At 62.9% G+C, this 26,712-nt stretch carries 28 protein-coding genes and 1 tRNA gene; 13 read left to right on the top strand and 16 right to left on the bottom strand.

Features of this window, described 5'->3' with window-relative positions; genetic code table 11:
• Nucleotides 1-203: 203 nt before the first annotated feature.
• From ACWTU7_RS20540 to ACWTU7_RS20525, 4 genes are all read left to right on the top strand, one after another.
• Nucleotides 204-773 (top strand): sigma-70 family RNA polymerase sigma factor, encoded by a 570-nt coding sequence (locus ACWTU7_RS20540; RefSeq protein WP_455839992.1) that lies wholly within the window; start codon nucleotides 204-206, stop codon nucleotides 771-773.
• Between the two features lies 1 nt (nucleotide 774).
• On the top strand, nucleotides 775-1,413 hold the full coding sequence (locus ACWTU7_RS20535) for an NrsF family protein (RefSeq protein WP_455839991.1): 639 nt from the start codon (nucleotides 775-777) through the stop codon (nucleotides 1,411-1,413).
• Nucleotides 1,414-1,670: 257 nt separating this feature from the next.
• Nucleotides 1,671-2,300, top strand: coding sequence for a GntR family transcriptional regulator (locus tag ACWTU7_RS20530; protein WP_455839990.1), 630 nt, complete (start codon nucleotides 1,671-1,673; stop codon nucleotides 2,298-2,300).
• Nucleotides 2,297-2,746: an OsmC family protein gene (locus tag ACWTU7_RS20525; protein WP_455839989.1), complete on the top strand. Its 450-nt coding sequence runs from the start codon at nucleotides 2,297-2,299 to the stop codon at nucleotides 2,744-2,746. The genes ACWTU7_RS20530 and ACWTU7_RS20525 overlap by 4 nt, the downstream gene beginning before the upstream one ends.
• 190 nt (nucleotides 2,747-2,936) lie before the next feature.
• On the opposite strand, the gene ACWTU7_RS20520 is transcribed toward ACWTU7_RS20525, so the two are convergent.
• The 7 genes from ACWTU7_RS20520 to ACWTU7_RS20490 form a co-directional block, all read right to left on the bottom strand.
• On the bottom strand, nucleotides 2,937-3,815 hold the full coding sequence (locus ACWTU7_RS20520; protein ID WP_065008482.1) for a 3-hydroxybutyryl-CoA dehydrogenase: 879 nt from the start codon (nucleotides 3,813-3,815) through the stop codon (nucleotides 2,937-2,939).
• Nucleotides 3,816-3,930: 115 nt separating this feature from the next.
• Nucleotides 3,931-4,860: an electron transfer flavoprotein subunit alpha/FixB family protein gene (locus ACWTU7_RS20515; RefSeq protein ID WP_455839988.1), complete on the bottom strand. Its 930-nt coding sequence runs from the start codon at nucleotides 4,858-4,860 to the stop codon at nucleotides 3,931-3,933.
• A gap of 20 nt (nucleotides 4,861-4,880) precedes the next feature.
• Nucleotides 4,881-5,630, bottom strand: coding sequence for an electron transfer flavoprotein subunit beta/FixA family protein (locus ACWTU7_RS20510; protein ID WP_127248531.1), 750 nt, complete (start codon nucleotides 5,628-5,630; stop codon nucleotides 4,881-4,883).
• A 212-nt stretch (nucleotides 5,631-5,842) separates the two neighbouring features.
• On the bottom strand, nucleotides 5,843-6,646 hold the full coding sequence (locus tag ACWTU7_RS20505) for a rhomboid family intramembrane serine protease (RefSeq protein WP_455839987.1): 804 nt from the start codon (nucleotides 6,644-6,646) through the stop codon (nucleotides 5,843-5,845).
• Between the two features lie 26 nt (nucleotides 6,647-6,672).
• Nucleotides 6,673-7,254 (bottom strand): cob(I)yrinic acid a,c-diamide adenosyltransferase, encoded by a 582-nt coding sequence (locus tag ACWTU7_RS20500; RefSeq protein WP_127208909.1) that lies wholly within the window; start codon nucleotides 7,252-7,254, stop codon nucleotides 6,673-6,675.
• A 28-nt stretch (nucleotides 7,255-7,282) separates the two neighbouring features.
• Nucleotides 7,283-7,474 carry a twin transmembrane helix small protein gene (locus tag ACWTU7_RS20495; protein ID WP_029348580.1) on the bottom strand — a complete coding sequence of 64 codons (192 nt, stop codon included), beginning with the start codon at nucleotides 7,472-7,474 and terminating at the stop codon, nucleotides 7,283-7,285.
• 23 nt (nucleotides 7,475-7,497) lie between these two features.
• On the bottom strand, nucleotides 7,498-8,364 hold the full coding sequence (locus tag ACWTU7_RS20490; RefSeq protein WP_095517783.1) for an SDR family oxidoreductase: 867 nt from the start codon (nucleotides 8,362-8,364) through the stop codon (nucleotides 7,498-7,500).
• 57 nt (nucleotides 8,365-8,421) lie between these two features.
• Here ACWTU7_RS20490 and ACWTU7_RS20485 point away from each other — a divergent pair, with 57 nt between their 5' ends.
• Nucleotides 8,422-9,273 (top strand): YihY/virulence factor BrkB family protein, encoded by an 852-nt coding sequence (locus tag ACWTU7_RS20485; RefSeq protein ID WP_095517782.1) that lies wholly within the window; start codon nucleotides 8,422-8,424, stop codon nucleotides 9,271-9,273.
• Between the two features lie 69 nt (nucleotides 9,274-9,342).
• Here the strand turns inward: ACWTU7_RS20485 and ACWTU7_RS20480 are convergent, their stop codons facing one another.
• Both ACWTU7_RS20480 and gluQRS read right to left on the bottom strand, forming a co-directional pair.
• Nucleotides 9,343-10,218: a DMT family transporter gene (locus ACWTU7_RS20480; protein ID WP_029348577.1), complete on the bottom strand. Its 876-nt coding sequence runs from the start codon at nucleotides 10,216-10,218 to the stop codon at nucleotides 9,343-9,345.
• Between the two features lie 146 nt (nucleotides 10,219-10,364).
• Nucleotides 10,365-11,240, bottom strand: coding sequence for a tRNA glutamyl-Q(34) synthetase GluQRS (gluQRS, locus tag ACWTU7_RS20475; RefSeq protein ID WP_455839986.1), 876 nt, complete (start codon nucleotides 11,238-11,240; stop codon nucleotides 10,365-10,367).
• A 91-nt stretch (nucleotides 11,241-11,331) separates the two neighbouring features.
• Between gluQRS and ACWTU7_RS20470 the strand changes: the two genes are divergently transcribed.
• Both ACWTU7_RS20470 and ACWTU7_RS20465 read left to right on the top strand, forming a co-directional pair.
• A complete protein-coding gene (locus tag ACWTU7_RS20470; RefSeq protein ID WP_455839985.1) occupies nucleotides 11,332-11,973 on the top strand; it encodes a DNA-3-methyladenine glycosylase family protein in 642 nt (213 codons plus the stop codon).
• 229 nt (nucleotides 11,974-12,202) lie between these two features.
• Nucleotides 12,203-12,760 (top strand): HNH endonuclease, encoded by a 558-nt coding sequence (locus ACWTU7_RS20465; RefSeq protein ID WP_029348574.1) that lies wholly within the window; start codon nucleotides 12,203-12,205, stop codon nucleotides 12,758-12,760.
• Nucleotides 12,761-12,914: 154 nt separating this feature from the next.
• Here the strand turns inward: ACWTU7_RS20465 and ACWTU7_RS20460 are convergent, their stop codons facing one another.
• Together ACWTU7_RS20460 and ACWTU7_RS20455 are read right to left on the bottom strand one after the other, a co-directional pair.
• Complete coding sequence (locus ACWTU7_RS20460; RefSeq protein WP_455839984.1) at nucleotides 12,915-13,433, bottom strand: disulfide bond formation protein B; 519 nt, start codon at nucleotides 13,431-13,433, stop codon at nucleotides 12,915-12,917.
• Nucleotides 13,434-13,546: 113 nt separating this feature from the next.
• Nucleotides 13,547-14,134, bottom strand: coding sequence for a YqaA family protein (locus tag ACWTU7_RS20455; protein WP_095517776.1), 588 nt, complete (start codon nucleotides 14,132-14,134; stop codon nucleotides 13,547-13,549).
• 272 nt (nucleotides 14,135-14,406) lie between these two features.
• Here ACWTU7_RS20455 and ACWTU7_RS20450 point away from each other — a divergent pair.
• Nucleotides 14,407-14,491 (top strand) — tRNA-Leu (locus ACWTU7_RS20450).
• A 140-nt stretch (nucleotides 14,492-14,631) separates the two neighbouring features.
• On the opposite strand, the gene ACWTU7_RS20445 is transcribed toward ACWTU7_RS20450, so the two are convergent.
• The 4 genes from ACWTU7_RS20445 to secA all read right to left on the bottom strand — a co-directional run bounded on the left by ACWTU7_RS20445 (nucleotide 14,632) and on the right by secA (nucleotide 21,805).
• Complete coding sequence (locus ACWTU7_RS20445) at nucleotides 14,632-15,240, bottom strand: hypothetical protein (RefSeq protein WP_029348572.1); 609 nt, start codon at nucleotides 15,238-15,240, stop codon at nucleotides 14,632-14,634.
• Between the two features lie 322 nt (nucleotides 15,241-15,562).
• On the bottom strand, nucleotides 15,563-16,843 hold the full coding sequence (locus ACWTU7_RS20440) for a GNAT family N-acetyltransferase (protein WP_455840067.1): 1,281 nt from the start codon (nucleotides 16,841-16,843) through the stop codon (nucleotides 15,563-15,565).
• Nucleotides 16,843-18,243: a lipopolysaccharide biosynthesis protein gene (locus tag ACWTU7_RS20435; RefSeq protein ID WP_455839983.1), complete on the bottom strand. Its 1,401-nt coding sequence runs from the start codon at nucleotides 18,241-18,243 to the stop codon at nucleotides 16,843-16,845. The genes ACWTU7_RS20440 and ACWTU7_RS20435 overlap by 1 nt, the downstream gene beginning before the upstream one ends.
• Before the next feature lie 829 nt (nucleotides 18,244-19,072).
• Nucleotides 19,073-21,805, bottom strand: coding sequence for a preprotein translocase subunit SecA (gene secA, locus ACWTU7_RS20430; protein WP_455839982.1), 2,733 nt, complete (start codon nucleotides 21,803-21,805; stop codon nucleotides 19,073-19,075).
• Between the two features lie 251 nt (nucleotides 21,806-22,056).
• Between secA and ACWTU7_RS20425 the strand changes: the two genes are divergently transcribed.
• A complete protein-coding gene (locus ACWTU7_RS20425; RefSeq protein ID WP_455839981.1) occupies nucleotides 22,057-22,989 on the top strand; it encodes a peptidylprolyl isomerase in 933 nt (310 codons plus the stop codon).
• A 124-nt stretch (nucleotides 22,990-23,113) separates the two neighbouring features.
• Here ACWTU7_RS20425 and ACWTU7_RS20420 read toward each other — a convergent pair whose 3' ends face one another.
• Entirely contained in the window at nucleotides 23,114-23,776 is a 663-nt protein-coding gene (locus tag ACWTU7_RS20420; RefSeq protein ID WP_455839980.1) for a TetR/AcrR family transcriptional regulator, read from the bottom strand.
• A 111-nt stretch (nucleotides 23,777-23,887) separates the two neighbouring features.
• Between ACWTU7_RS20420 and ACWTU7_RS20415 the strand changes: the two genes are divergently transcribed.
• The 4 genes from ACWTU7_RS20415 to ACWTU7_RS20400 all read left to right on the top strand — a co-directional run bounded on the left by ACWTU7_RS20415 (nucleotide 23,888) and on the right by ACWTU7_RS20400 (nucleotide 26,677).
• A complete protein-coding gene (locus ACWTU7_RS20415; RefSeq protein ID WP_455839979.1) occupies nucleotides 23,888-24,118 on the top strand; it encodes a hypothetical protein in 231 nt (76 codons plus the stop codon).
• Between the two features lie 119 nt (nucleotides 24,119-24,237).
• The gene (gene argJ, locus ACWTU7_RS20410; RefSeq protein ID WP_455839978.1) at nucleotides 24,238-25,479 is read left to right on the top strand and encodes a bifunctional glutamate N-acetyltransferase/amino-acid acetyltransferase ArgJ; all 1,242 of its coding nucleotides are present in this window, start codon (nucleotides 24,238-24,240) and stop codon (nucleotides 25,477-25,479) included.
• Complete coding sequence (locus tag ACWTU7_RS20405; RefSeq protein ID WP_203546890.1) at nucleotides 25,479-26,258, top strand: GNAT family N-acetyltransferase; 780 nt, start codon at nucleotides 25,479-25,481, stop codon at nucleotides 26,256-26,258. Before argJ ends, ACWTU7_RS20405 begins: the two co-directional genes overlap by 1 nt.
• The gene (locus tag ACWTU7_RS20400) at nucleotides 26,255-26,677 is read left to right on the top strand and encodes a (deoxy)nucleoside triphosphate pyrophosphohydrolase (protein WP_065008466.1); all 423 of its coding nucleotides are present in this window, start codon (nucleotides 26,255-26,257) and stop codon (nucleotides 26,675-26,677) included. Before ACWTU7_RS20405 ends, ACWTU7_RS20400 begins: the two co-directional genes overlap by 4 nt.
• Nucleotides 26,678-26,712: the final 35 nt, after the last annotated feature.

Genomic DNA, 26,712 nt, shown 5'->3' with positions numbered 1-26,712 from the left:
GTTATCCCTCTCGAACTCAATGGTCTTTGATTTAGCAAGACTGCACCTATCAATTCCTGATCGGTGTAGTCAACATTAATGAGCGGCGCAATCGGGCGCTGGAGGTGAAACCTTCGTGATATTCACATATTTTGGCTTGGACATTATTCGCTTGCCACGTAACAAATCAGCGCCGAGGCGCGAATATCGGGGAGTGAACTCTTGTGACCGGCAACGACGAGGCCGAGCTTTCCCGGCTGATGCGGGCCGCGATCGCGGGAGATGAAAAGGCTTACGCCGACTTTCTGCGCCGGACGGCTGCTCTCGTTCGCGGCTTTATCAGGCGCAAGATCGTTCAGGGCGGGGTCGATCCCGAGGACGTCGTGCAGGAAACCTTGCTGGCCATTCATGTGAAACGGCATACCTGGCGGCAGGATCTGGCCGTGCTGCCCTGGGTCTACGCCATTGCGCGCTTCAAGCTGATCGACGCCTTTCGGCGGCGCGGGCGGCGCATCGAGATCGAGATCGACGAGATCGCCGAGACCTTCGCCGAACCGGAGGCCGAGACGGTCAGCGAGCGCGACATCAATCGGGCATTGGACGGCCTGCCGCCGTCGCAGCGTTCCGTGGTCTCGTCGGTGTCGGTCGAAGGCCGTTCCATCGGCGAGACGGCAGCGAAGTTCGGCATCAGCGAAACGGCGGTGCGCGTGTCGCTGCATCGTGGGCTCGCAACCATTGCCAAACGGTTCGGGGTCAAACAATTCGGGCGGGCCAAACAGTTCAAGCGGGAATGACATGAAGACCGACGATCTCATCAAGGCGCTCGACGCCGATGCCCACAGCAGGGCGATGCCGCTTGGCTCGGCCTGGTGGGTGGCCGCCGGTGCGGCTACGGGGATCGCGGCGGTGGTTTTCTGGCTGGCGATCGGCCCACGCACCGACATCGCGACCGCAATGCATACGACGCGCTTCCTCGCCAAGTTCGTCTTCACGACTGCTCTGGCCGTCAGCGCCTTCGCCTTGATCCGCGTCCTGTCGACACCCGGTGCATCGACGAGCAGGGCGGCGGCCTGGATGATTGCGGCACCGCTGCTGGTGGTCATTGCGGTGGTTCTGGAACTCCTTTCCGTGCCTGCGGCCGACTGGGGCATGCGGCTGGTCGGCAGCAATCTGATCATCTGCCTGACGTTCATTCCGCTGATCGGCATCGGTCCGCTCGCCATCTTCCTAGCGGTGCTGCGCTATGGCGCCCCGACGCAGCCGGTGCTTGCCGGAACCGTGGCAGGCCTGCTCGCCGGTGGGCTGGCGGCAACTTTCTATGCCGCACACTGCTTCGACGACTCGCCGCTTTTCGTCGCCACCTGGTACACGATCGCCATTGCCATCCTTGCGGCGCTCGGCGCGCTCGGCGCGCGGATTTTCGTGCGCTGGTAGCCACGGCCCGCGATCGGAACAATAGGCGCACGGCAGGTGATCGGCCCGAAATCGAATTCGCTCTTACCGGCGGGCGATCTCGGGGATCATGCACATGCTGCGCTCCAGCGTGCGCTGGAAAGACTGCCCGGTCGTCGGCCCCTGGTCGCTTCGTTTCTTGATCCGAGGCGAAAGGGCGAGAACGCTGCGATCCAGGAGGAACATTTGTTAGCTGATTAAGGCTTGACCAACTCCAAGGGGGTATATTATTTGGATCCATGGATCCAAAGTCGATTTTTAGCGAGCTGCAAGACGAGATCGAGTCAGGTGAATTGGCACCAGGCTCCGTTCTCAAGCAGGAATCGATAGCCGAGCGTTTCGGGGTCAGCCGCCAGCCCGTCCGGCAGGCCTTAGACCAGTTACTCGGGAGTGGCTTGGTCGTGCGGCGTCGCGATCGAAGCCTGGCGGTAGCGATCCTCTCAGAACGGGAGGCGACTGAACTTTGCGAACTTCGGGCCATTTTGGAGGTCGCCGCCTTGGAGCAGTCGGTGCCGGGGCTTCAGCCTTCCGCCTTGCGTAAGGCTGAGAGGCTCAACGACGAGCTATTCGCGGAGTATGATCCGTCGCGGATTCTGGAGCTCGACCAACAGTTTCACCTCGCCCTGTACAGTGGCTGCGCGAATACTCGATTGCTTAAGACCGTCGGAGACCTTCGACGAGAATCCCGGCGGTCAACCCTTCACCAAGAGCGTGGCGCGCAGGAGCGAATTGATTTTTTCGAGGAACACGCGGCGATCGTTGCCGCTTGTGCGAGGCGCGATTTCGACGCTGCTGCGCAGCACCTTCGCCGCCATTTAACCCAAACGACTGCAAGACTTCTTTCCATTCCGACGAAGGATCAATCATGAAAATGACCGTCGAGGTGCACTGGGAGCGAGAAGGGGCAGTATTTACCGACAGGCGCTACAGCCGCGCACACGTTTGGCGCTTCGACGGAGGCCAAGTGGTGCCGGCCTCGGCTTCGCCGCACATCGTTCCGCTTCCTTATTCAGTGGAAGCCAATGTCGATCCGGAGGAGGCCTACATCGCGGCGATTTCCAGTTGCCATATGTTGACTTTTCTCTCGATCGCGGCGCCCCAGGGAATCGTCGTCGAGAGCTATACCGACAAGGCGATCGGCATGATGGAGAAGGTCGACGGGCGATTGGTTGTCAGCCGCGTTGGCCTCAATCCGACCATTGTCTACGCCGGGGAGCCGCCAAGCGCCGCAACGCAAGCGGAACTGCACCACTTGGCGCATGAACAGTGCTTCATTGCCAATTCAGTCAAGACGGAAATCCAGGTAGCCACTTGAGATATCCATTTTACCGTCGCGATTGATCGGTGGATATCTGTAGACTGTTGAACGAGCTCAAGGGCCGGACCGAAGACAGGGCGGCCGTCGAAACGTATTGCGTTGCCAATCTAGCCCTTGCCATCCGAAAACTCCGGACGCCAAGGAATCAGACCATCGCCTCTTAAACAATCACAATTGGGTTTCGAGCCTAACGCGTCGGAACGGGATGCTCGCCGCGATAGTCGTAGAAGCCGCGTCCGGTCTTGCGGCCGAGCCAGCCGGCCTCGACATATTTCACCAGCAGCGGGCAGGGGCGGTATTTCGAATCCGACAGGCCGTCATGCAGCACCTGCATGATCGAGAGGCAGGTGTCGAGGCCGATGAAATCGGCAAGCTGCAGCGGTCCCATCGGATGGTTGGCGCCGAGCCTCATGGCGGTGTCGATCGCGTCGACCGAGCCGACCCCTTCATAGAGCGTGTAGATCGCCTCGTTGATCATCGGCAGCAGGATGCGGTTGACGATGAAGGCCGGAAAATCCTCCGAGACGGTGATCGTCTTGTCGAGATGGTTCACATAGGCCTTTGCCGCTTCGAAGGTCTGGTCCTCGGTGGCGATGCCGCGTACCAGTTCGACCAGCTTCATCAGTGGAACCGGATTCATGAAATGGATGCCGATGAAACGCTCCGGCCTGTCGGTCTGCGCGGCGAGACGGGTGATCGAGATAGACGAGGTGTTCGTCGCCAGGATGGCTTCCGGATTGAGCTGCGGGCAGAGCTGGGCGTAGATCTTGCGCTTGACCGTCTCGTCCTCGGTCGCCGCTTCGATCACCAGATCGGCAGCCGCAAGATCGGCCATGGTGGGCGCTGCCGAAATGCGCGCCATCGCCTCGTTGCGCAGCTTTTCCTCGAGTTTGCCGGAGCCGACCTGGCGGGCCATGTTGCCACTGATCGTGGCGATGCCCTTTTCGATGCGGTCGGGTGAGATGTCGTAGACCAGCACCTTGTAGCCCGCAAGCGCGGACACATGGGCAATGCCGCCGCCCATCTGGCCCGCGCCGATGATGCCGATCGTCTCGATCTTGTTCATTACACCGATCCCGTCAAAAGGCTTTGCGGCCTGCTTTTGTGCGGTGCAAACTAAAAGGGCGGGGCGACTTCGTCTACCCCGCCCTTCACAATTTAATACGCTTTGGCAGAAGGCGTCAAAGCGCCTTTTGCAGTTCCGGCAGAATGACGAAAAGGTCGCCGACGAGGCCGTAATCGGCGACCTGGAAGATCGGCGCTTCCTCGTCCTTGTTAATGGCTACGATGACCTTCGAATCCTTCATGCCGGCAAGATGCTGGATGGCACCGGAGATGCCGACCGCGATGTAGAGATCGGGTGCGACCACCTTGCCGGTCTGGCCGACCTGCCAGTCGTTCGGCGCGTAGCCGGCGTCGACGGCGGCACGCGAGGCGCCGACGGCCGCACCGAGCTTGTCGGCGATCGGCAGGATGACTTCCTGGAATTTCTCCGAAGAGCCCAGCGCGCGGCCGCCCGAGATGATGATCTTGGCCGAAGTCAGCTCAGGACGATCGGTCTCGGACAGCTTGTTCTCGACGAAGCTCGACAGGCCGGGATTGGCCGCCGCCTGAACCGTCTCGACCGGGGCGGAACCGCCCTCGGGTGCGGCCTGGAAGGAGGCGGTGCGCACGGTGATGACTTTCTTGGCGTCGCTCGACTGCACCGTCTGGATGGCGTTGCCGGCATAGATCGGCCGCTTGAAGGTGTCGGGCGATACAACTTCGATGATCTCCGATACCTGCGCGACATCGAGCAGGGCTGCCACGCGCGGCGCGACATTCTTGCCCGACGAGGTCGCCGGCGCGATGATCGTGTCATAGGCACCGGCTATGCCGACGACGAGTGCGGCCAGCGGCTCGGCGAGACGCTCGGTGAGTTCGTCGGCTTCGGCGAGCAGCACCTTGCTCACGCCCTTGAGCTTGGCGGCAGCATCGGCAGCGCCATTTGCGCCTTTGCCGGCGACCAGCACATGCACGTCCGAGCCGATCTGCAGTGCCGCCGAAAGCGCCTTGGCGGTCTGGTCGGAAAGCGACGCATTGTCGTGTTCGGCAATCAGAAGAATTGTCATTTTTTTGTCCCTTCGCAGCCTTACAGCACGCCGGCTTCGTTCTTGAGCTTGTCGATCAATTCGGCGACGCTCTTGACCTTGACGCCCGCCTTGCGGCCGCCCGGCTCCTCGGTCTTGATCACCTTCAGCCGCGGCTTGACGTCGGCGCCGTAGTCGGCCGGGCTCTTCTCGTCGAGCGGCTTCTTCTTGGCTTTCATGATGTTGGGCAGCGAGGCATAGCGCGGCTGGTTGAGGCGAAGATCCGCGGTGACAATCGCCGGCATCTTCAGCTCCACTGTCTGCAGGCCGCCGTCGACCTCGCGCGTCACCTTGGCCTTGTCGCCATCGATAACGACCTTGGAAGCGAAAGTGCCTTGCGCCCAGCCGAGAAGTGCCGCCAGCATCTGGCCGGTCTGGTTCGAATCGTCGTCGATCGCCTGCTTGCCGAGAATGACGAGACCGGGCTTTTCCGCCTCGACCACGCCCTTCAGCACCTTGGCGACACCCAGCGGCTCCGTCTGCTCGTCGGTCTTGACCAGGATGGCGCGGTCGGCGCCCATCGCGAGGGCGGTGCGCAAGGTCTCCTGCGCCTGCTGCGGCCCGATCGAGACAACGATGATCTCTTCCGCCTTGCCGGCCTCCTTCAGCCGGATCGCCTCTTCGACCGCGATCTCGTCGAATGGGTTCATCGCCATCTTGACGTTGGCGAGTTCCACCGCCGAACCGTCAGCTTTCACACGAACCTTCACATTCGCATCCACAACCCGCTTCACGGGCACAAGGATCTTCATTTGCCTGTCACCTCTTTCACGATAGCCACCTCTTTCAAGATAGTCGGGCGCGCTATAGCAGTGTGCGCCTCTTCAGAGTTGTCGAAAGCCGACATTCCGGACGGAATTCTAGTCTCCGACCGCCTAGTGTGGGAAAGCTTCCGTAGTTGCGGCGACCCCGCGCGTCAATATCCGAGGCGCGCCCAAATTATCCGTGACGCACTCAAATCGGTTCACTTCGGACTGGACGCGCTTCCCCGTCCCCAGCGCGGCGCCGCCTGCGCCGGCTGCCGGTCGCTTGACGCCGGCTCTGCGGCAACAGGCACCTGGCCGGCGACCACCACTGCCTCTTCCTCAGCACCGGCAAGCAGTGGTACGGCGCGATTGCGCAAAATGAGCACCAGCACGGCCCCGGCGATGATGCCGCCGACATGGCAGGCCCAGGAAATCTGATCCTCGCCACCGGCGGCGAACATCACGATCTGGAACAGGATCCACAGGATGAGCGGGATGAAGGCCGGGATCCGCAGCGGGATGCGGGCGAAAGCCAGCACCCATACCTTCACCCTGGGGTAGAGGATCAGATAGGCGGCGACCACGCCGGCGATGGCGCCTGAGGCGCCAATCAGCGGAACCTGCGAGTCCCACGCGATCAGGCCTTGGAAGAAGGCGCCGGCGGTGGCGCACAGCAGGTAGAAGATGAGAAAGCGTACATGACCGAGCGCGTCCTCGACATTGTCGCCGAACACCCAGAGGAACAGCATGTTGCCGCCGAGGTGAAAAATATCGGCATGCAGGAAGGAATAGGTGACGTAGCTCAAGCTCTCCGGGATCAAGACAAACTGCGGAGCCAGTTCGACGCTGTCGTGGACGACAGACGGGATGAAGCCGAGGCCCAGCACAGCAGCGTTGGTGAACTGCTCGCCGCCAAGCGCGGTGGCGAAGTAGATCAGCGTGTTGAACGCGATCAGGCCGATCGTCACATATTGCTGCTTGATGTGGCGCAGCCGGTTGGTGTCATAAAGCGGGATGAACATCGGACCCCCCTCCAGCCTCGGCAGATTCAGCGGTTCTTGCCGGGAACCCATAGCACGTCGGCGTTTCCATTGTCATTGACCGCGCGTGCGGCGACGAACAGAAAGTCCGACACGCGGTTGATGTATCTTATCGCTTCGCGGTTGACAGGCTCACTTGGGTCCTGCGTCAAAGCCACCATGATGCGCTCGGCCCGCCGTGCCACCGTGCGGGCAAGGTGAAGGGCCGCCGCCGCCGCCGTGCCGCCGTTGAGCACGAAGGATTTGAGCGGCTGCAGGTCCTTGTTGAGCAGGTCGATGTCCTTTTCGACACGGTCGGTCTGCACAGCGGTGATGCGCAGCGGCTCATAGCCGAGCGGCTTGCCGTCGTCCGGCATCGCCAGATCGGCGCCGAGGTCGAAAAGGTCGTTCTGGATGCGGCCGAGCATCGCGTCGATCCCCGGATGGGTTGCCGCGGTGTGAATGCGGGCCATGCCGATGCAGGCATTGGCTTCGTCGATCGTGCCATAGGCGTCGATGCGCAGATCGGATTTCAGCCGCCGTTCACCGGTGCCAAGGCCGGTGGTGCCGTCGTCGCCGGTGCGGGTGTAGATCTTGTTGAGCTTGACCACGCTCTGCCTCCCGAAATCGCCACCCTCGTCACTTGCGGGTGAAATACACCGCCAGCATGATCAGCACCAATGCCACGAACTGCAGCAGCACGCGGGTCTGCATCAGCTTGTTGGAGGTCATGGCGGAGCCGCCGCGCATCATGTTGATGAGGCCGCGGATCAGCACGATCACCACGGCGACCATGACGAGGACAGCGAGGATGTTGAAGACGGTTGCCATAGTGTGTTTCCAGTCGATTGCGTTCAGGCGCGTTTGGCAAGCAGGCGGTAGAGCATTGATGCCGGCAGGACGCGTTTGAGGATAACGCCGATCCTGGCCGGCACCGTTACCACATAATGCGGACGCGGGCGCCGCGACAGAAGCGCATGGCGCAAGGCCGCATGAACCACCTCCGGCCCAGGCTTCAGCCGTGACGTGCTGCCGCCGGCCTGCAGCCTTTGCAGCTGCGCCTCGTAGGCAAGACGGTGGACGGAATTCTCACGGTCGATATTCCTGAGAAACCACCCAAGGCCGTTGCTGGCGATCTTCGATATTACCGGCCCCGGCTCGATCAGCGAGACATGGATGCCGCTGCCCTGGAGTTCCTGATGCATGCACAGCATCAGCCCTTCGATCGCGTGCTTGGACGCCGAATAGGCGCCGCGAAAGGGCAGCGGCGCCAGGCCGAGGATCGAGGAGCAATGGACGAGACGGCCATGGCCCTGGCGGCGCATCACCGGCACGACACGGCGGGTGAGGTCATGCCAGCCGAAGACATTCGCCTCGAATTGCTCCCTGAGTGCTGCGACCGGCAGGTCCTCGACGGCGCCGGGCTGGGCGTAGGCGCCATTGTTGAACAGGGCATCGAGCCGTCCGTCCGTCCGTTCCAGCACCGACGCCACCAGCGTCTCGATGGATCCAGGTTCGCGGTAGTCCAGATAGAAAGCCTCGATGCCATCGGCCTCGAGGGCAGCGATGTCCTCTGGCTTGCGCGCCGTCGCGAAGACCTGCCAGCCTTCCGCCTTCAGCGCTCGCGCGCAATAGGCGCCTATCCCGGAAGAAGCACCGGTGACGATGATGGTGCGCAACTCTTCTCCGGGAGGAAGCGTGGTTTGACCTAGGCTTGCCATTTGCAGCAATCCCTTCCCATATTCGCGGCGTCGAGACAATCGAAGGGAACGCGGTTCTTGTTGCGGAAGATCGTAGCCCTCAAACGCGTGCTTTATGACGCGTTCGGCCATTTCGATGCGGACGATGGCTGGGCGATGGCCAGTCATCTGGCGATCACGGCGCTGATGGCGCTTTTCCCCTTTCTGATTTTCGCCACGACACTGGCCAGCTTCCTCGGCGCACAGGCTTTTGCCGACACCGCCGTGCATCTCGTATTCGACACCTGGCCCGAGCAGATCGCCAAGCCGATCGCGCGCGAAGTGCTCAACGTGCTCACCGTGCAGCGCAGCGACCTGTTGACCTATGGCGTGCTGCTTGCCGCCTTCTTCGCCTCGAACGGTATCGAGGCGCTGCGCACCTCGCTCAACCGCGCCTACCGCGTTTCCGAAACGCGCGGCATCATCTATCGCCGGGTGCAGAGCATCGCCTTCGTTTTGATCGCCACGGCAGGTTTTCTGGTGATCAGCGTGCTCGTGGTTTTCGCGCCCTTACTGGGGCGGCTGGCCGAGGCCAATTTCGAATGGATAAAGCCCTATATGGGCACGATCACGCTGTGGCGTTACATCATCGCCTCCGCCGTCATCGTCGGTGGGCTGTTCGCGGTGCATTACTGGCTGCCTGCCGGCAAGCGCCGCTTCGTCTCGATCATACCGGGCATCATCTTCACGCTGATTGCCTGGCTCATCGGGTCGACCATCTTCGCCGCCTATCTCGACCGTTTCTCGTCCTATGTGACGACCTATGCCGGCCTTGCCTCGATCATGGTCGCGGTCGTCTTCCTCTACATCGTCTCGGCGATCTTCATCCTTGGCGGCGAGCTCAATGCCGCGATCAGCCGCTATCTGGAGGCACGCGCGAGAGTCGGCTGAGTCTTAGTGAGCATGATCTTTTCCGAAAACCGGTTCCCACTCTTTGCTACGCTGACCTTCGGTTCGGGATCATGCTTTGGTCGGCTGAGCGGTTGCCAGCCCGACGCCGAGCGTCGCGATCGCCATGCCGACGATCTGGACCAGGTTCAACTGTTCGCCGAACAATACCCAAGCGATGACCGCGGTGACCGCCGGGACCAGATAGAACAGCGAAGCGACTTTCGACATCTCGCCGTCGCGGATCATCACCATCAACAGGAAGATGGCGCCGATCGACAGCACCAGCACCAACCATGCCATGGCGAAGATCAACTCGCCGTTGACGACGACCGTTCGCGTCTCGAAGGCGAGCGAGGCCAGGACCATCACCGATGCGCCGCCGACATATTGCCATTTGGTGGCCGCCACGAGATCGCCGCCGGAGGCGAAGCGCTTCTGCCAGATCGTGCCGGCGCTCATGCCGAGCACCGAGACAAGCGAGGCGGCCAGCGTCTCGGCCGTCACGCCGCCGCCGAGCGCACCGAGCTTCGGCCAGAGCACGATGACCACACCGACCAGACCGATGCCGAGTCCGGCCCAATGGCGCGGCAGGATGGCCTCGCCGAGAAATCGGCCGGCCATCACCGCGGTGATCAGCGGCTGCAGCCCGACGATCAAGGCCGAAAGCCCGGCCGGCATGCCTCGATGGATGGCCCAGAACACGCCGCCGAGATAGACGCCATGCATCAGGATGCCGGCGCCGGTCGCGTGCAACGCTTCCGCGCGGGTCGCCCGCCTGGAACCGAGTGCTGCCATCAAGGCGGCCAACAGGACGGCTGCCAGAACGAAGCGCGCGGCCAGGAAGGTGAATGGCTCGGCCCATGGCATGGCGTAACGCGCGCCAATGAACCCGGTCGCCCACAGGACGACAAAGGAGGCGGGGATGAACCGCTTGATGCTGTGCATTTTCGGAAGGCTGCCGCGTGATCGGTGAGGGTTGAGTGTCGCGACTGCTGTAATGCGGTTCAACCTAGCAAGCAAAACCAAACGGTTGATCCATAGGCTCATCCGAATTGAAGGGTCCGCTCATATTTGCGGTCGTATGCGCCGATCTAGAACCCAATCAGCCGCCTGACGTCGGCCGGCGATGCGCCGGCCTCGCGCAAGGCGGCAAGGCCGGTATCCCGAAGACTCTTCGACAGCTTCCGTCCGTCCGGGCCGAGGACGAGACGATGGTGGAAGTAGCTTGGTTGCGGCAGGCCAAGGATCTGCTGGAGCAGGCGCTGCACGCCGGTGGCGGAATAGAGGTCCTGGCCGCGCACGACATGGCTGACGCCCTGCAGCGCGTCGTCGACGACGACGGCGAGATGATAGCTGGTCGGGATTTCACGGCGAGCCACGATCACGTCGCCCCAGTCCTGCGGCCGAGCATGCACCGTGCGTGTTGCGGAAAGCCGCTCATCCGAAAATTCCAGCCATGACAGGTCCGTCCCGACGCGCGCCATCGCAGCATCGACGTCGAGCCGCCAGGCGAAAGGCGCATTTTCGGCAATCCGACGCTGGCGTTCCCTCATCGGCATTGCCTTGTCGACGGCGGGATAGAGCGGCACGCCGTCCGGGTCGCGCGGCCAGTCGCGCCCGCGCTTTTCGCTGGCGGCAATGAAGGCGCGGATTTCGCCACGGCTCATGAAGGCCGGGTAGACGAGCTCTTCCCTGATCAGCCGGTCGAGCACCGCCTGATAGTCCGCGAAATGATCCGACTGACGGCGCACCGGTTCCTCCCAGCCAAGCCCGAGCCATTTCAGATCGCGAAAAATGCCGGCCTCGAATTCCGGCGTGCAGCGCGTCGTGTCGATGTCCTCGATGCGCAGCAACAGGCGCCCGCCGGTTGCTCTCGCCAATTTTTGATTGAGCAGCGCCGAATAGGCATGGCCGAGATGCAGTTCGCCATTCGGGCTCGGTGCGAAGCGGAATGTCAGGAGTGTCATCGTTCGGCGGCAATCGGGTTGTGCGGCGCTTTCGCCAATTGCTACTTTGCGCCTGATTACATCTGACATTTTGCGCTGGGAACAAGCAGACATGCAACGTATCGCCACGCTCGACGACATCGCACAAGGGCTGGACGCACTCTGCCTGCTCGACCCGCGTCTTGAAAAGGTGCGCGGCATGGCCGGCGAGGTGCCGCTCCGGCTCTCCGAGCCGGGGTTCAGAAGCCTTGCCTCGATCATCGTCTCGCAGCAGGTTTCCCGCGCCAGCGCCGACGCCATCTTCGGGCGGCTGACAAAACTGGTCGATCCGCTGACGCCGCAAGCGATCCTTGCCGCCGACGAAGCCATGTTTCGCGAGGCCGGACTGTCGCGGCCGAAGCAGCGCGGCCTGGTCACCGTGGCCCAGGCGGTGGTCGACGGCCTCGACCTCGATCATCTCTGCTTGCTCGACGCCACTGATGCGATCACGGCGATGACCAAGGTGTCGGGCATCGGCCCGTGGACGGCGGAAGTCTATCTTTTGTTCGCCGCCGGTCACCCCGATGTCTTCCCGGCACGCGACGTTGCCCTGCAGAGCGCGGTTGGCCACGCGCTCGGCATCGACCCGCGTCCGCCCGAGAAAACACTGATCCAGCTCGCCGAATCATGGAGCCCATGGCGAGGTGTCGCATCGCGGCTTTTCTGGGCCTATTATCGCGAATTGAAGGGCAGGGACGCCGCGCCTCCGGCCTGAATTCGCAAAAAAGCATTGAAATCAGGCGCTTTTGGCGTGGCGTTTGATCGACAAGCCGCTTCACATCCCTGTCATGTCGGGCTTACAGTATCCGCGCCGACAGGTTGCAGCGCCGCGCATCCAATTGGATGCGCAATGACGCTGTAGGACTTTTGAAGCTGCGCATGATCCTTTCTGAAAATCTGATCCGATTTTCGGGGTCATGCGCTGAACCAAGGAGGTCAATGACGTGACGGTTGCCGTATCTCCGGATGGGCTTCCAGCACTGGTGCTGAACGCGGATTACCGTCCGCTCAGCTATTACCCCCTGTCGCTCTGGTCTTGGCAGGACGCCATCAAGGCGGTGTTCCTCGAGCGGGTGAACATCGTCGCCGAATACGAGCACGCCGTGTCGTCGCCGACCTTCTCGATGAAGCTGCCGAGCGTCGTCAGCCTGAAGGCCTATGTGAAGCCATCGCGGCATCCGGCCTTCACCCGCTTCAATGTCTTCCTGCGCGACCGTTTCCAGTGCCAGTATTGCGGCACTCCGGAGGATCTGACCTTCGACCATGTCGTTCCCCGCCATCGCGGCGGCGCGACGACGTGGGAGAATGTCGTCGCCGCCTGCTCGCCGTGCAATCTGAGAAAGGGTGGCATGATGCCGGCGCACGCCAAGATGTGGCCGTTGCAGAAGCCCTACCAGCCGACGGTGCATGATCTGCACAACAACGGCCGCCTGTTTCCGCCCAACCATTTGCATGAAAGCTGGATGGATTATCTGTACTGGGATGTCGAACTCGAACCTTGAGATCGTCCGATAATTCGGGCGGCTGGCCGTCTGAAGCGATCGTCTGCGCTTCCGATGCTCACGGACCCAAATGTCCGCTGCGCTTCGGTTCTCGACAATCACTCCATACGACTCAGCCTGCCGAATTCTTGGACGATCTCGCGCCGCACTAGATTTAATCGCGCGCAAACGCACCACGGAAGGCGACCACGGCCAGGACAAAGCTGGCGATGGCGTTCCAGCCGGCCAGCGACAGGCCGAGGATGCGCAGTGCCGCCTTGTCGCAGGAGGGCGGGACGAATTGGTCGAGCGCGTCGAGCACGCCCTTGCCGCCGGTGTCCACCGGTCCTCCCGCCGCGGCACAATCGGTCGGCCCCGGCCACCACGCCCATTCGACGCCGGAATGATAGACGCCGAGATAGACGCCGTAGGCCATCAGCAGGCCGCCGACGGCCAGCAGGCCGCGTGTCAGCCAAGCCGGCCAGCGCAGCGCCGACGACAGCACCGCCAGCAGCATCAGCGGCACGCCGATGTAGTAGGGGGTGCGCTGCTCCAGGCAGAGTTTGCACGGGATGTAGCCGCCCAGGTGCTGGAAGGCCAGCGCCGAGCCGACGGTGGCCGCCATGGCGACGGCGAGAAACACCGCCGTCCGCATGCGCTGGCGTCCAGTGTCGGTACTCACGGTCGCTGTCATCGATCTACCGTCCATTCCCGTCAGAGCAAAGGATGGGTCAATTTGAACATCCAGCTCTAGCCCGGACTTCTGATACTGGCCCGGACTTCTCATACTAGCCCGGACTTCTCATGCTAGAAGGCGTATTTGACGACGATATAGAGCGAAATCAGGGCAGCGGCGGCGGCGCCCGCGATCATGCCAAGGCGCTTCTCGATGAACTCGCGGATCGGTTCGCCATAGCGGCGCAGCAGCCAGGCGAGGAACAGGAAGCGGGCGCCGCGCGCCACGATGGCCAGCACGATGAACAGCAGGAGATTGACGCCGATGACGCCGGACAGGATCGTCACCACCTTGATCGGCGGCAGATGGGCGAGGCCGGAGGTGATCAGCATCAGGATGATGAAGCCGATGCCCGACGAGACGCGCAGCGCCTCGAAGTCGTCATACTTGCCGTAGAATTCGAGGATCGGCTTCGCCACCGTGTCGTAGGCATAGTGGCCGATGTACCAGCCGGCGATGCCGCCCAGAACGGAGGCCAGCGTGGCGACCAGCGCGTAGCGATAGGCGCGATCCGGCCGCGACAGCGCCATCGGCAGGTACAGCACGTCGGCCGGCACCAGGAACACCGAGCTTTCGACGAAAGCGATGAAGGCCAGCCACCATTCGGCGGATTTCTTTGCCGCCAGCGACAGGGTCCAGTCGTAAAGTCCGCGAAGCATCGGCACTCCTAATGCACGTCGCCCAAAATGCGCAGCGGTTTTGGGATAACAATGCATAAAAACAAAGACCAAAAGCGCGCCACATGAATCTCTCGAGACGCGACGCGCTTCAATGCGCTGCCTGTCTAGAAAGATTTTTCGCGCCGCACAATGGTCGCAGCTTCACGAAATCGAAGGCTGGGGTTGAGCGAAGGCCGCATGTCGGGAATTGGCCAGTTGACGAACAGGCCTCCAACCGTATAGTCCGCGCCCATCCAGGCCGCCCGGCCTGAGCCCCTATGGCGGAATTGGTAGACGCGCTCGACTCAAAATCGAGTTCCGCAAGGAGTGCTGGTTCGATCCCGGCTAGGGGCACCATTTTCCACCCGAGACGTCTTGAAAGCTCGGCGGGATGTTATCCCAGAAGCATCCTGGGATAATCACAATCGAGGCCGGTCCTTCCTCACAACGAGGCCAGTCCTTCCTGATTAGATCGGACTCCGTAGCTCAGGCCGCCATCACATCGGCCCCGGGACCATCTTGGTCGGCTGCTCCGGCATGGGAAACGCGTAATTGTCGCATTTCACGTCCGGGTTTGTCGGGCTGAACATTCCGAGCGGGTTGTCCTTGAACAGCCAGGCGTGAAGATCGTAATGGTAGAACTCCGTCGGAATAAGCGGATAATGCCCCTCCATCGGCCCCTGGAACTTCTGTCCAAAGAGTTTCGGCGGCTCCTTGGTGTCGGGCGTCAGCGGAACAAGCCATTCCACGGCCACCAGGCGCAAGCCGCCGTCGAACGGCTCATAGATAAGGACATTGGGGCGCGTCGGATCTGGTGTCGGGCTGACGCTCGCCACGTTGACGAAATGAATGCCCATCGCGCCCTTAGGGTAATCCATAGCGCCAGCCACTTTTTCGCCGCTGTAATAAACGCATCCGACCGTCGACAGATAGAGGTCGCGAATGGCGGCCTTGTAGTCTTCGTACTTGGATAGCGATTTTTTCAGGGCATCGATCTCGGCCTTGTCGGGCTCGGCGGCCTGACCTGCAGCCGCAGTCAGGCAGGCGACGACGAGGCCTGTCAAAGCGAGAATGCTGCGGCGCCTGAAGTAAGTTGTTTTCGTCATGCATTCCTCCCAGATTTTTGTTCTGGCCGTGCAAGGCGGCAATGATGCTGGTTGCGCGGCCGAGATTATCGCCGATGCTAATCCTTTCCGCTGGCCGGGAGAATTAGCCCTCATGACCTAGGCCTCGACTGTGCCTTCGTCATCCCAGGGTCTGCGCCGCGTCGCTTCGCTCCTTGCTCCGCCCGGGGATAACGAAGTGGAGGGGTGTTTCGGCTAACGCTAGAGGTTTGCGATTTGCCACTGACGGGAATTAACGACGTTCGCTGCTGATTGGCCCGACCTGTCAAAATCACTGGGTCGAGGAACCAGCAGCACCAACAGCCTACCGCTGTCCCAGCAAGCTCTTCATCCGGTTGCGCAGCAGGCGCGCCATGTTGCGGGTTTCGCGGTAGAGGTGAAGCTGCGACGCCGCCTGGCGGGCGAGGCGATCGGCGTCCGGCGTCAGGCCGATGACCAGCGTGCCGGTCGGCCTGCGCTCCGTCCACAGCCGGCTCATCACCGGATGGTCGGGCACGGCGCAGGAATCGGTCATCATGATGTTGGGGTCGTCGAGATGCTGCCTGGTCACCTCGATCATCAAGAGCGTGCCCGGCGAATAGGCGGCGAGCGTTTCGTCATAGGCCGTCTTCCAGGTGTAGGCGACGCCGGCCTCGACGAAGACGATCAGGCTGGCGATGGTGCGGTCGTCGAGCGTCAGCGAATGGATGCGGCACAGGTCCTGTTCGGCGAGCCGGTGCACGGCCTCGCGGGCGAAGGCGGCGCGGTAGCGGTCGATGGCCATGGCGGTGCGCTCGCGGCCTTTCCAGCCTGCTGCTTCCAGCGTCAGGAAGCGTTCAATGGCATGGCGGATGTTTTCCGGTCCGCGCGCCACCAGATGCTCCAGCCTGCCGAGGTCGGCGAGGCGGCGCTTCAGGCGGCGGAACTCGCGAAAATGGTGCGAGCGCAGCGAGGCCTTCAGATAGTCATCGCCGTCGATCTCGCTTTCGAGCATCGGGCGTTCGGCCTTGCCGGTGGTGACCAGCGTCAGGCCACGTGTCTCGGCGACCGTCGCCAGCAGGCTGGCCACCGGGCCGTCGAGCCGGATATCGGGCAGCACCAAGACTTTCGGCAGCTTGAGATGCGGCCGCGACAGCATCGAGAAGAAATCCTCGACGACGCCGACGGGATCGTCACGGTCGACCAGCGGCGTGCCGATCGGGCCGAACGGGCTCGACCATGTGCGCATGACCCGCACGCCGAGCGGCATCGCCGGCCGCTCCACCGAGAACGGCACCAGCAAGCGCAGCCGGTTGCGGTATTCGTCGCCGTCGCGGATGACCGCCAGCCGCACCTCGCGGTCTTCCAGCCGCGGCATGGCAGGCGCCAGGAATCGCGGGTTGAAGAAGACGTTGGGCTCGATCGTGCGGGTGCAGAGATAGTCGAGTTCCTCGACCAGATCGAAGCCGGCGGAGGCCGGGTAGACGGCCAGTTTGCGCTCGGGCCGGTCGTTGGCCAAGAGCTCGATATGGGCGGGGTCGGCTTCGCGGGCGAGCCCGGCGAGGCCGGACACCATGGCGCCGGCCGGGCCGCCGCTGGTTTCCTCGAGCAACGGGATGGCAGCCATCATGCGGCTCCTTCGGCGGCTACGAAAATGGCCATGACGATGCCGAGCCTGCGCCAGACCGTGAAGGACAGCGCGCCGGCCTCGAAGATCATGGCGAAGGCGGTGGCCATCGCCGCGCCCCACAGGCCGAAAAGCGGGATCAGCACCAAATTGAGGCCGATGTTGAAGGCCAGCGTCATGGCGTAGACGGCGGCGCAGATGTTCTGGTTGCCGCTCATGGTGAGCAGGCTTTCGCAAGGGCCGACGGCGGCGCGGGCGACGACGCCGAAGACCAGCAGGAACAACAGCGGATAGCCGGCAACGAATTCAGGCCCGAACAGGCTCAGCATCGGCTCGCCCAGCACCAGCACCAGCAGCGCCATCAACAGCGACGGCCAGAAGGTCCACGACACCGTTTCGCGGGCGAAGGCGGCGAGCTTTTCCGGCTCGCCATGGGTGAACTGCGCGTAGCGCTGGGCGACGCCCGCCTTGACCGCGAAATAAACGAAATGCACCAGCGCCAGCGTCTTCACCGTGGCGAAATAGACGGCGACGTCGTTGGGGTTCATGTAGGCGCCGACCATCAGCACGTCGGCATTGGTGAGCAGGAAGAAGAAGCCTTCGACCAGGAAGATCGGCAGCGACACGAGGAACCATTGCGCGAAATGCACCTTCTTCGGCCCGGCCGGGATATTCCTGTCCATCCGCGCCGTGACGCCGATGAGCTGGCCGAGCGTGGTGGCATAGGCGGCGGCGATCGAGGCGAAGATGGCGGTCCTGGCGTCGGGCGCAAAGCCGACCAGAAGCATCAGCGCCATCAGCGCCAGGATCAGCACCGGCCGCACCAGATAGGTCGGCGCCAGCGCAAACAGCGCCCATGAGTTGGCCCGCGCCAGCCCCTGCAGCAGATCGGACATGGCGATCATCGGCATGCAGATGAGGCCGAGGATGAACGGCACGACATAGTAGTTTTCGATGAAGGGCGAGAGCAGCCAGACGCCGAGCGCGCCGAACCCGGCGATCGCCGTCGAGGCAACCAGCACGAACAGGCGGCTGGTCAGCACGATGCCGCGCAGTTCGGCCAGCATTTTGCGCTCGCGATATTCGGGAATGAAGCGGATGACCGAGGTGTGAAAGCCGAGGCAGGCGAGATTGCCGACGATGACCATCGTCACCCAGACGAGGACGAAGATGCCGTATTCGAACGAGCCCATCCAGCGCGCCATCAGCACCTGGCTGACGAAGGCGATGACGGCACTGACGATGCGGATGGAGAAGGCGATCAGCGACATGCGGCCGGCTTCGCCGCGCTCGTCGGCGGTGAACAGCACGGCATCGATGCGGCCAAGCAGCGGCTTTACGCGCAGCGCAAGGCGCTGCGGCAGGAACCGCCCGGCTGTCGTCGCCGCGGAAAAGCGCACCCACAACTCTCCGTTTTCCGCCTCTTTTCTGGGTTTGGGTGTAGCGAAAACACATTAAGAAACGGTTGGGTGGAATGCTTCCTTCGCCCTGTTTGCGGGGAGAAGGCGCGAGCAGGAGCGCAAGCGCTGCTCCATATTTATCGTTCGCGGCAGAACGCGACGAAACGACAGAGCCTTGAAGAATGCATCATGCTGGCGATGGTCCCCGGCCTGAAAGGCTACGTCCGGAGACCAGCCGAATACGCCCGACCAGATTGTGGGTGCATCCAGACGACCGCCCGAAAAAGAAGGCCAGGGAATGGGTCCGCCAGCCAACCCCCTACGGCTGGGTAGCGCGGTGTTGCTCCAACCCTGAGTTGGTGCGATGACAGATGCATGGAGCACTTGATAGATAAAGAGCTGCAAGCGCGGCTTAAGCGGTTGGGCGCGCGCCTTGAAGAGCTTAAGGCTGCAAAGCGAGTTGCGCCTTCTCGGGAACATGTTGACAAGGGACCGCTTGGTCCGCCAGATCATGGCAGGCAGAGTTTCTGGCGCGGACGGGGTGGCGCGGTGACCGTAATCCCGTGTTTGTTTTGGGAGCCCATGTTCTCTTTGTTCGCTCGCTGCGTCGAACGCGATAATTGCCGGCCTGTCAGAATTATTTTCCATCTGGTTTGTCCAACCAGATGATCGCCAAAAAATTCATAATAAACACTTCGGGACAGCAGACCTCTGGCCGCCTGATATCTCCCCCTCAGGTGGGGAGATCAGCTCATCGCGAGCGCCGGCGCTGCCCCTCATCCGCCTGCCGGCACCTTCTCCCCGTAAAGTGAACGGGGAGAAGGAAAGCTTACGCAAACGCCCCGTGGCAGTGCTTGTACTTCTTGCCCGAACCGCACGGGCAGGCCTCGTTGCGGCCGACCTTGCCCCAGCTGGCGGGGTTTTGCGGGTCGCGGTTTTCGGGGGCGACAGTTGCGTTGGTCTCCTGGCGGACCAGAAGCCCGGTCTCGCCGCCGTTAAAATCGTCCTCGCCGGTGGTGCCGTCGAGATGGCTGCCGAACATGTCGGGTGCCTCTGGCGGCGGCGCTTCGGCGGCCTGGCGGACCAGCTCGACGCGCATCAATTGCGCGGTGACGGCCTGGCGCAGATTGCCCAGCATCGCCTGGAACAGCTCGAACGCCTCGCCCTTGTATTCCTGCAGCGGGTCGCGCTGGGCATAGCCGCGGAAGCCGACGACCGAGCGCAGATGATCGAGGTTGACGATGTGCTCGCGCCACAGATGGTCGAGCGTCTGCAGCACCACTGAGCGCTCGACATAGGTCATCACGTCGGGGCCGAAGCGCTCGGCACGCTCTTTCGCGGCAGTCTCGGCGGCCTGGCTGATGCGCTCGCGGATGTCGTCCTCGGCAATGCCCTCTTCCTTGACCCAGTCCTCGATCGGCAGGTCGAGATTGAGGAATTCGGCGACCTCGGCCTTGAGGCCGGCGACGTTCCACTGCTCGGCATAAGCGTTTTCGGGAATGGCCTTGGCGACGATCTCCTCGATGACGCCCTCGCGCATCTCGGCGATGGTCTCGGACAGGCCTTCACCGTCCATCAGCTCGAGGCGCTGCTCGAACACCACCTTGCGCTGGTCGTTCGAGACGTCGTCATATTTCAGCAGGTTCTTGCGAATGTCGAAATTGCGCGCCTCGACCTTCTTCTGCGCTTTTTCCAGCGCCTTGTTGATCCACGGGTGGATGATCGCCTCGTCTTCCTTGAGGCCGAGCTTCTGCAGCATGCCGTCCATGCGCTCGGAGCCGAAGATGCGCATCAGATCGTCCTGCAGCGACAGGAAGAATTTTGAGCGGCCGGGATCGCCCTGGCGGCCTGAGCGGCCGCGCAACTGGTTGTCGATGCGGCGCGACTCGTGGCGTTCGGTGGCGAGCACGTAGAGGCCGCCGGCGGCCAGCGCCTTTTCCTTCAGCCGGGCGACGTCGTCGCGGATTGCCTTTTCCCTGGCTTCGCGCTCGGGGCCTTCAGGCATATCGCCAAGCTCCTCGGCGATGCGCATATCGGCGTTGCCGCCGAGCTGGATGTCGGTGCCGCGGCCGGCCATGTTGGTGGCGATGGTGATGGCACCGGGTTTTCCCGCCTGGGCGACGATCGCCGCCTCACGCTCGTGATGGCGGGCGTTCAGCACCTCGAAATCCGTAAAGCCTTCCTTGCGCAGACGCGCCGCCAGCTGCTCGGATTTCTCGATCGAGGTGGTGCCGACCAGCGTCGGCTGGCCCTTGGCGCGGGCTTCCTTGATCTCCTTGACGATCGCCTTGTATTTTTCCTCGACGGTCCGGTAGACCTCGTCGTCTTCGTCAATACGGATCACCGGCAGATTCGTCGGGATCTCGGTGACCTCGAGATTGTAGATGTTGCCGAATTCCTCGGCCTCGGTCAGCGCCGTGCCGGTCATGCCGGCGAGCTTCTTGTAAAGGCGGAAATAGTTCTGGAAGGTGACGGAGGCGAGCGTCTGGTTCTCCGGCTGGATCGCCACATGCTCCTTGGCCTCGAGCGCCTGGTGCAGGCCTTCCGAATAGCGGCGGCCCGGCATCATGCGGCCGGTGAATTCGTCGATGATGACGATCTCGCCGTTGCGCACGATATAGTCCTTGTCCTTCTGGAACAGCTGATGCGCCTTCAGCGCATTGTTGACGTGGTGGACGATGGCGACGTTCTCGACGTCGTAGAGCGACTCGCCCTTGAGCAGGCCGGCGTCGCGCAGCAGGTTTTCCAGCTTTTCGGTGCCCTCCTCGGTGAAGATCGAGGTCTTCTGCTTCTCATCGATCTCGTAGTCGGACGGCTCGAGCTTCAGCATGAAGGCATCGATGGTGTTGTACATTTCCGAACGGTCCTCGAGCGGACCGGAAATGATCAGCGGCGTGCGCGCCTCGTCGACCAGGATGGAATCGACCTCGTCGACGATCGCGTAGCTGTGGCCGCGCTGCACCATCTGGGCGCGCTCGAATTTCATGTTGTCGCGCAGATAGTCGAAGCCGAGCTCGTTGTTGGTGGCGTAGGTTACGTCGGCGGCGTAGGCGGCGGCGCGTTCCTCGTCGGACAGGCCATGGACGATGACGCCGACGGTAAGGCCGAGGAATTTGTAGACGCGGCCCATCCATTCGGAGTCGCGTTTGGCAAGATAGTCGTTGACGGTGACGACATGGACGCCCTTGCCGGCGAGCGCGTTGAGATAGACCGGCAGCGTGGCGACCAGCGTCTTGCCCTCGCCGGTGCGCATCTCGGCGATGCCGCCATTGTGCAGCACCATGCCGCCGATCAGCTGGACGTCGAACGGGCGCATGCCGAGCACGCGGCGCGCCGCCTCGCGCACGGTGGCGAAGGCCGGCACCAGGAGATCATCGAGGCTGGCGCCGTTGGCGACGTCCTGGCGGAATTTTTCCGTGCGGGCCGCCAGCTCGGCGTCGGAGAGCGCCCGCATCTCGTTTTCCATGGCATTGATCGCTTCGACGCGCGGTCGGGTCGACTTGACCCGACGATCGTTGGAGGAGCCGAAAACCTTACGGGCGAGACCGCCAAAACTGACCATTCAATGGTCCTTTCGATAGCATTCCAAGTCGTTGCGACGGGTGCCGACGGCCCCATCAAATCCACGTGAAACGCGGACAAACGCAAAAAGCGCCCGGAAAACGGTTCTGGACGCAAAGTCGTTGGACAGATAAGAGGGGGCTCAATCGATGTCAACGGCGCGCTCGCCCTGTCGACCGTGCCAAATTCCGCCACAATCTGGCTGGTCTGGAAGCCATCCCGCTCTAGCTATCCCCCATTGGAGTTAATCGTATGTCCTTATTGTTCCGCCGCGCGTCGCTCGCCAGCCTCGGCCTGGCATTCGGGCTGTCGGCCCTGTCGCTGTCGCCGCTGATGGCGCAGGACACCGCCCCCGCCCAACCAGCCCCGGCCCAACCGGCCGCCCCCGCCCAACCGGCCGCGCCGGTCGATCCGAACGCCGTGGTCGCCACGATCAACGGCCAGACGCTGACCGAGGCAGACCTTGCGCTTGCCGAAGGCGAGCTGTCACAGCAGTTCGCGCAGATGCCGCCCGAACAGCGCCGCGCCGCAGCACTTTCGGCGGCGATCGAGATCAAGGTCATGGCTGCCCAGGCGGTCACCACCGGCCTTGATAAGGATCCCGACTTCCAGCGCCGCATGGCATTCCTGCAGCAGCGCGCCCTGCATGGCGAAATGGTCGAGAAGGATGTCGTCGGCAAGGTCACGGATGCCGAAATTCGCGCCCGCTACGATCAGGAAATCGCCAACACGCCGCCGACCAACGAGGTGCATGCCCGTCACATCCTCGTGAAGACGAAGGAAGAGGCCGATACCATCATCAAGCAGCTCGACGGCGGCGCCGATTTCCAGAAACTCGCCAACGAGCACACCAGCGATCCGAGCGGCAAGACCAGCGGCGGCGATCTCGGCTGGTTCGGACCCGGCCAGATGGTGCCGGAGTTCGACAAGGCGGTCTTCGCGCTGGCGGTGGGCAAATACACCGAGCAGCCGGTGCAGTCGCAGTTCGGCTGGCACGTCATCCAGGTCGAGGACAAGCGCGCCAAGCAGCCGCCGGCCTTCGACCAGGTCAAGGACCAGGCCCGCCAGGCGGTTATCCGCGACAAGTACATCGCGCTGGTCAAGTCGCTGCGCGCCGAGGCCAAGGTCGAGATCCCGGACGAGAAGCTGAAGAAGACGGTCGACGCGCTGGAAAACACCAAGTAGGCCAGCCCGCCACCGCAGATGATGGAGACGATCAATTGTTGGCGCCGGCGCCGCCCCCCGATTGTGCCTCTGATGGTCTCCATCACGACAGGGCGTGGGTTTTGCTCTGCCGCCCCTGTCGCTTCTACTTGGTGGTGCGACCGATGACGCGTCGACGCCTCCGCCGGACCGCCGCGGCGTTGGGCGAGCCGGCATCGTCGGCGGCTATGCCCTTCAACACATAGCCAACCGCCCTGCGCAGCGTCGCTTCGTCTTCGTCGAGGCGATTGGTCAAAAGATGCGTCCAGGCAAAGGAGGCGACCAGGTCGGCGACGAGCGTGGAATCGACGTCGGCCGCCACTTCGCCTCTTGCCTTGGCGCGTTCGATCATCTGGGCGGTATGGGCATGGCGTCCTTTCGTGTATTCGACAAGCACGGCGGCGACGGTCGCATCCGACTGCGCCTCGGCGATCAGCGATCTGAAGACGCTGCCTGAGGACGTTTCATGCCAGTGCGAGAACAGGTTCTTCAGGAAGCCGACGAGATCATCCTCGAGGTTTCCGGTATCGGGGTTGTCGACGCGCTTTAGCCGCTGATAGACGTCGAAGAGCAAAGCGGCCTTGCTCGGCCACCAGCGATAGATCGTAGGCTTTCCAGCACGCGCCCGCCGCGCCACCGCTTCGATCGAGAAGCCGGAATAACCGGCCTCGACCAGCACCGCCTCGGCGGCGTCGAGAATGGCGTCGGCGCTGTCGGGGTTGCGCCGCGCGCCAATTGATTTGCGGGCCTGATCTGCGTCCTCACCCATCTGCTTTTTCCTTATCGGCAAGTTTCCTCAGCATGCATATACGACCTCTTGACGAAACGGAACGGCCCGTTTTATATAACGGAACGTTTCGTAACGATAAGGAGAGAGCCAGTGACCTCGACCGCCGCCCGCTTCTCGCGCCTCCGCTTTGCGCTGCTGGTGCTTGCCGGCGTCTATCCGCTGATCACCGCCATCCTCTATGTCGTGTTCCCGCTGACCGAACAGTGGGAGATCTGGCAGCGCACGCTGGTCATCGCCCCGCTAATGGTCGCGATCATGATCTGGGGGCTCATTCCGGGCGTGCAGAAGATGTTCCGGAGGTTCCTCAATCCTGGCCAATGACGCAAGCGTGCTGCCGGCAGTTTGGTGTCGTCCGCGACGGCCGGGAAAACGCCCTTGCACCGGCGCCCGCTATCGGGCAAACCGGCGTTCCCCTTGCGATTTTCCCGCCCGAGGTCTTCATGTCAGCCACCATTTCGCCGCTCGCGCCGAAGAAATATCCTGAAATGCCTGACATCGAGGGCGTCCGCATCGCCACCGCCGAGGCCGGGATAAAGTACAAGAACCGCACAGACCTGCTGACCATGGTCTTCGATGCCGGCACCACGGTCGCCGGCGTGTTCACCAAGTCGAAATGCCCGTCGGCGCCGGTCGATTTCTGCCGGCAGAATCTCGGGCAGGGCAAGGCGCGCGTCCTGGTCGTCAATTCCGGCAATGCCAATGCCTTCACCGGCAGCAAGGGCCGAGCCTCTACGGCAATGACCGGCGAGGCTGCAGCCAAGGCTGCGGGCTGCACACCGGACGAGGTGTTTCTGGCCTCGACCGGCGTCATCGGCGAGCCGCTGGATGCCGGCAAGTTCAGCCATCTGCTCGCCGGACTGGTCAAGGACGGCAGGCCGGACCTGTGGACCGAAGCCGCCAAGGCGATCATGACCACGGACACCTATCCGAAACTGGCGACCGCGACGGTAAAACTCGGCGACGCCGAGGTCACCATCAACGGCATTGCCAAGGGCGCCGGCATGATCGCGCCCGACATGGCGACGATGCTCTCCTTCATCGCCACCGATGCGCCGATCGCAGCCCCCGTGCTGCAGGATCTTTTGTCACGCGGCACGGCCAAGACCTTCAATGCGGTCACCGTCGACAGCGACACCTCGACCAGCGACACGCTGCTGATGTTCGCCACCGGCACCGCATCCAGGCGCGGCGCGCCTGACATCACCGATGCCGGGGATGCGCGCCTCGGCGCCTTCCGCCGCGCGCTCGGCAAGGTGCTGAAATCGCTGGCGCTGCAAGTGGTGCGCGACGGCGAGGGCGCCCGCAAGCAGGTCGAGGTCACCGTCACCGGCGCGAAATCGGCCCGCTCGGCCAAGCGCATCGCGCTGTCGATCGCCAATTCGCCGCTGGTCAAGACGGCGGTCGCCGGCGAGGATGCCAATTGGGGTCGCGTCGTCATGGCCATCGGCAAGGCCGGCGAACCGGCCGACCGCGACCTTCTGTCGATCTGGTTCGGCGATATCAGGCTGGCGCATGAGGGCGAGCGCGACGCCGCCTACTCCGAAGAGGCGACATCGGCCTACATGAAGCGCGACGAGATCCGCATCCATGCCGATATCGGCATCGGCCGCGGCAAGGCGACGGTGTGGACTTGCGACCTCACCAAGGAGTATGTCGCCATCAACGGCGATTATCGGAGCTGATGGCGTTGGTTTCCAGACATCCGGCAAGCGTGCTTGCCATCGTGCGCCGCTATGAGGCGGCCGGCTTTCGCGCCTGGCCGGCGGCGGCGGTCCATTATGACGGCACCTGGGTGGTGCGGCTGACGGCGGGTCATCCGGCCAAGCGGCTGAATTCGGTCAATCCGCTCGATCCGGGCGACATCCAGCACATCGCCGAGCGCATCGGCCGCGCCAGCCGCCGCTTCGACGCCTATGGCCGGCCGCTGACCTTCCGCATATCGCCGCTGTCGGGGCCGGTCCTTTCCAAACATCTCAACAGCGAAGGCTGGAGCACATTCGACGAATCGCTGGTCATGCGGCTGCCGCTGGCAGACGCCCAGCTCGATGCCGCCATGGACCAGATCCCGCTGAAGGACATCAGCCGCTTCATCGGCGCGTCGCTCAAGGTAAGCGGCTCGGATGTGTCGCTGCGGCCGGGCCTGTCGGAGATCATCGGCGCCATCCAGCCGGAAGCCGGGCTGTTCGCGCTCGAAAAGGGCACCGAACCGCTGGCGACGCTGATCTGCGTCCATGATGGCGATCTTGCCGGGCTGTTCGAGATCGCCACCGACAGATCGGTACGCAACCAGGGCCATGGCCGTCACCTCATCCTGTCAGCGCTGAAATGGGCACGGCTGCGCGGCGCCCGGGAAGCCTGGCTGCAGGTCGAGGCCGACAATGCGCCGGCGCTGGCGCTTTATCGTTCGCTCGGGTTCGACGAAGTCTATCGTTACCATTATCGCCGGCCGCCCGGCGCATGACCGGCCCGAACCCTCTCGGCAAGCGCCTGCTCCTGGTCGCAGCCTGCGCGCTGGTCGATAGCGACGGCCGCGTGCTGCTGGCGCAGCGGCCGGAAGGCAAGCAGCTCGCCGGCCTCTGGGAGTTTCCGGGCGGCAAAGTCGAGCCCGGCGAGACGCCGGAAGAATGCCTCATCCGGGAGTTGTACGAGGAGATCGGCATCGAAACCGATATTCCCTGCCTGGCGCCGTTCACCTTCGCCAGCCATTCCTACGATGATTTTCACCTGCTGATGCCGCTGTTCGTCTGCCGTCGCTTCCGCGGCATCGCGCAGCCGAAGGAAGGGCAGGTGCTGAAATGGGTGCGGCCGCGCCAGATGCGCGATTTTCCGATGCCGCCGGCCGACGCGCCGCTGATCCAGTTCCTCATCGATCTTCTGTGATTGTGCCGTCACTGCCCGAGTTAGACAGCGTTAAT

Source organism: Mesorhizobium sp. BHscii (genome assembly GCF_053848065.1).
The sequence above is the reverse complement of the archived record's forward strand: the minus strand, read 5'-3'. Positions and strand labels throughout refer to the sequence as shown.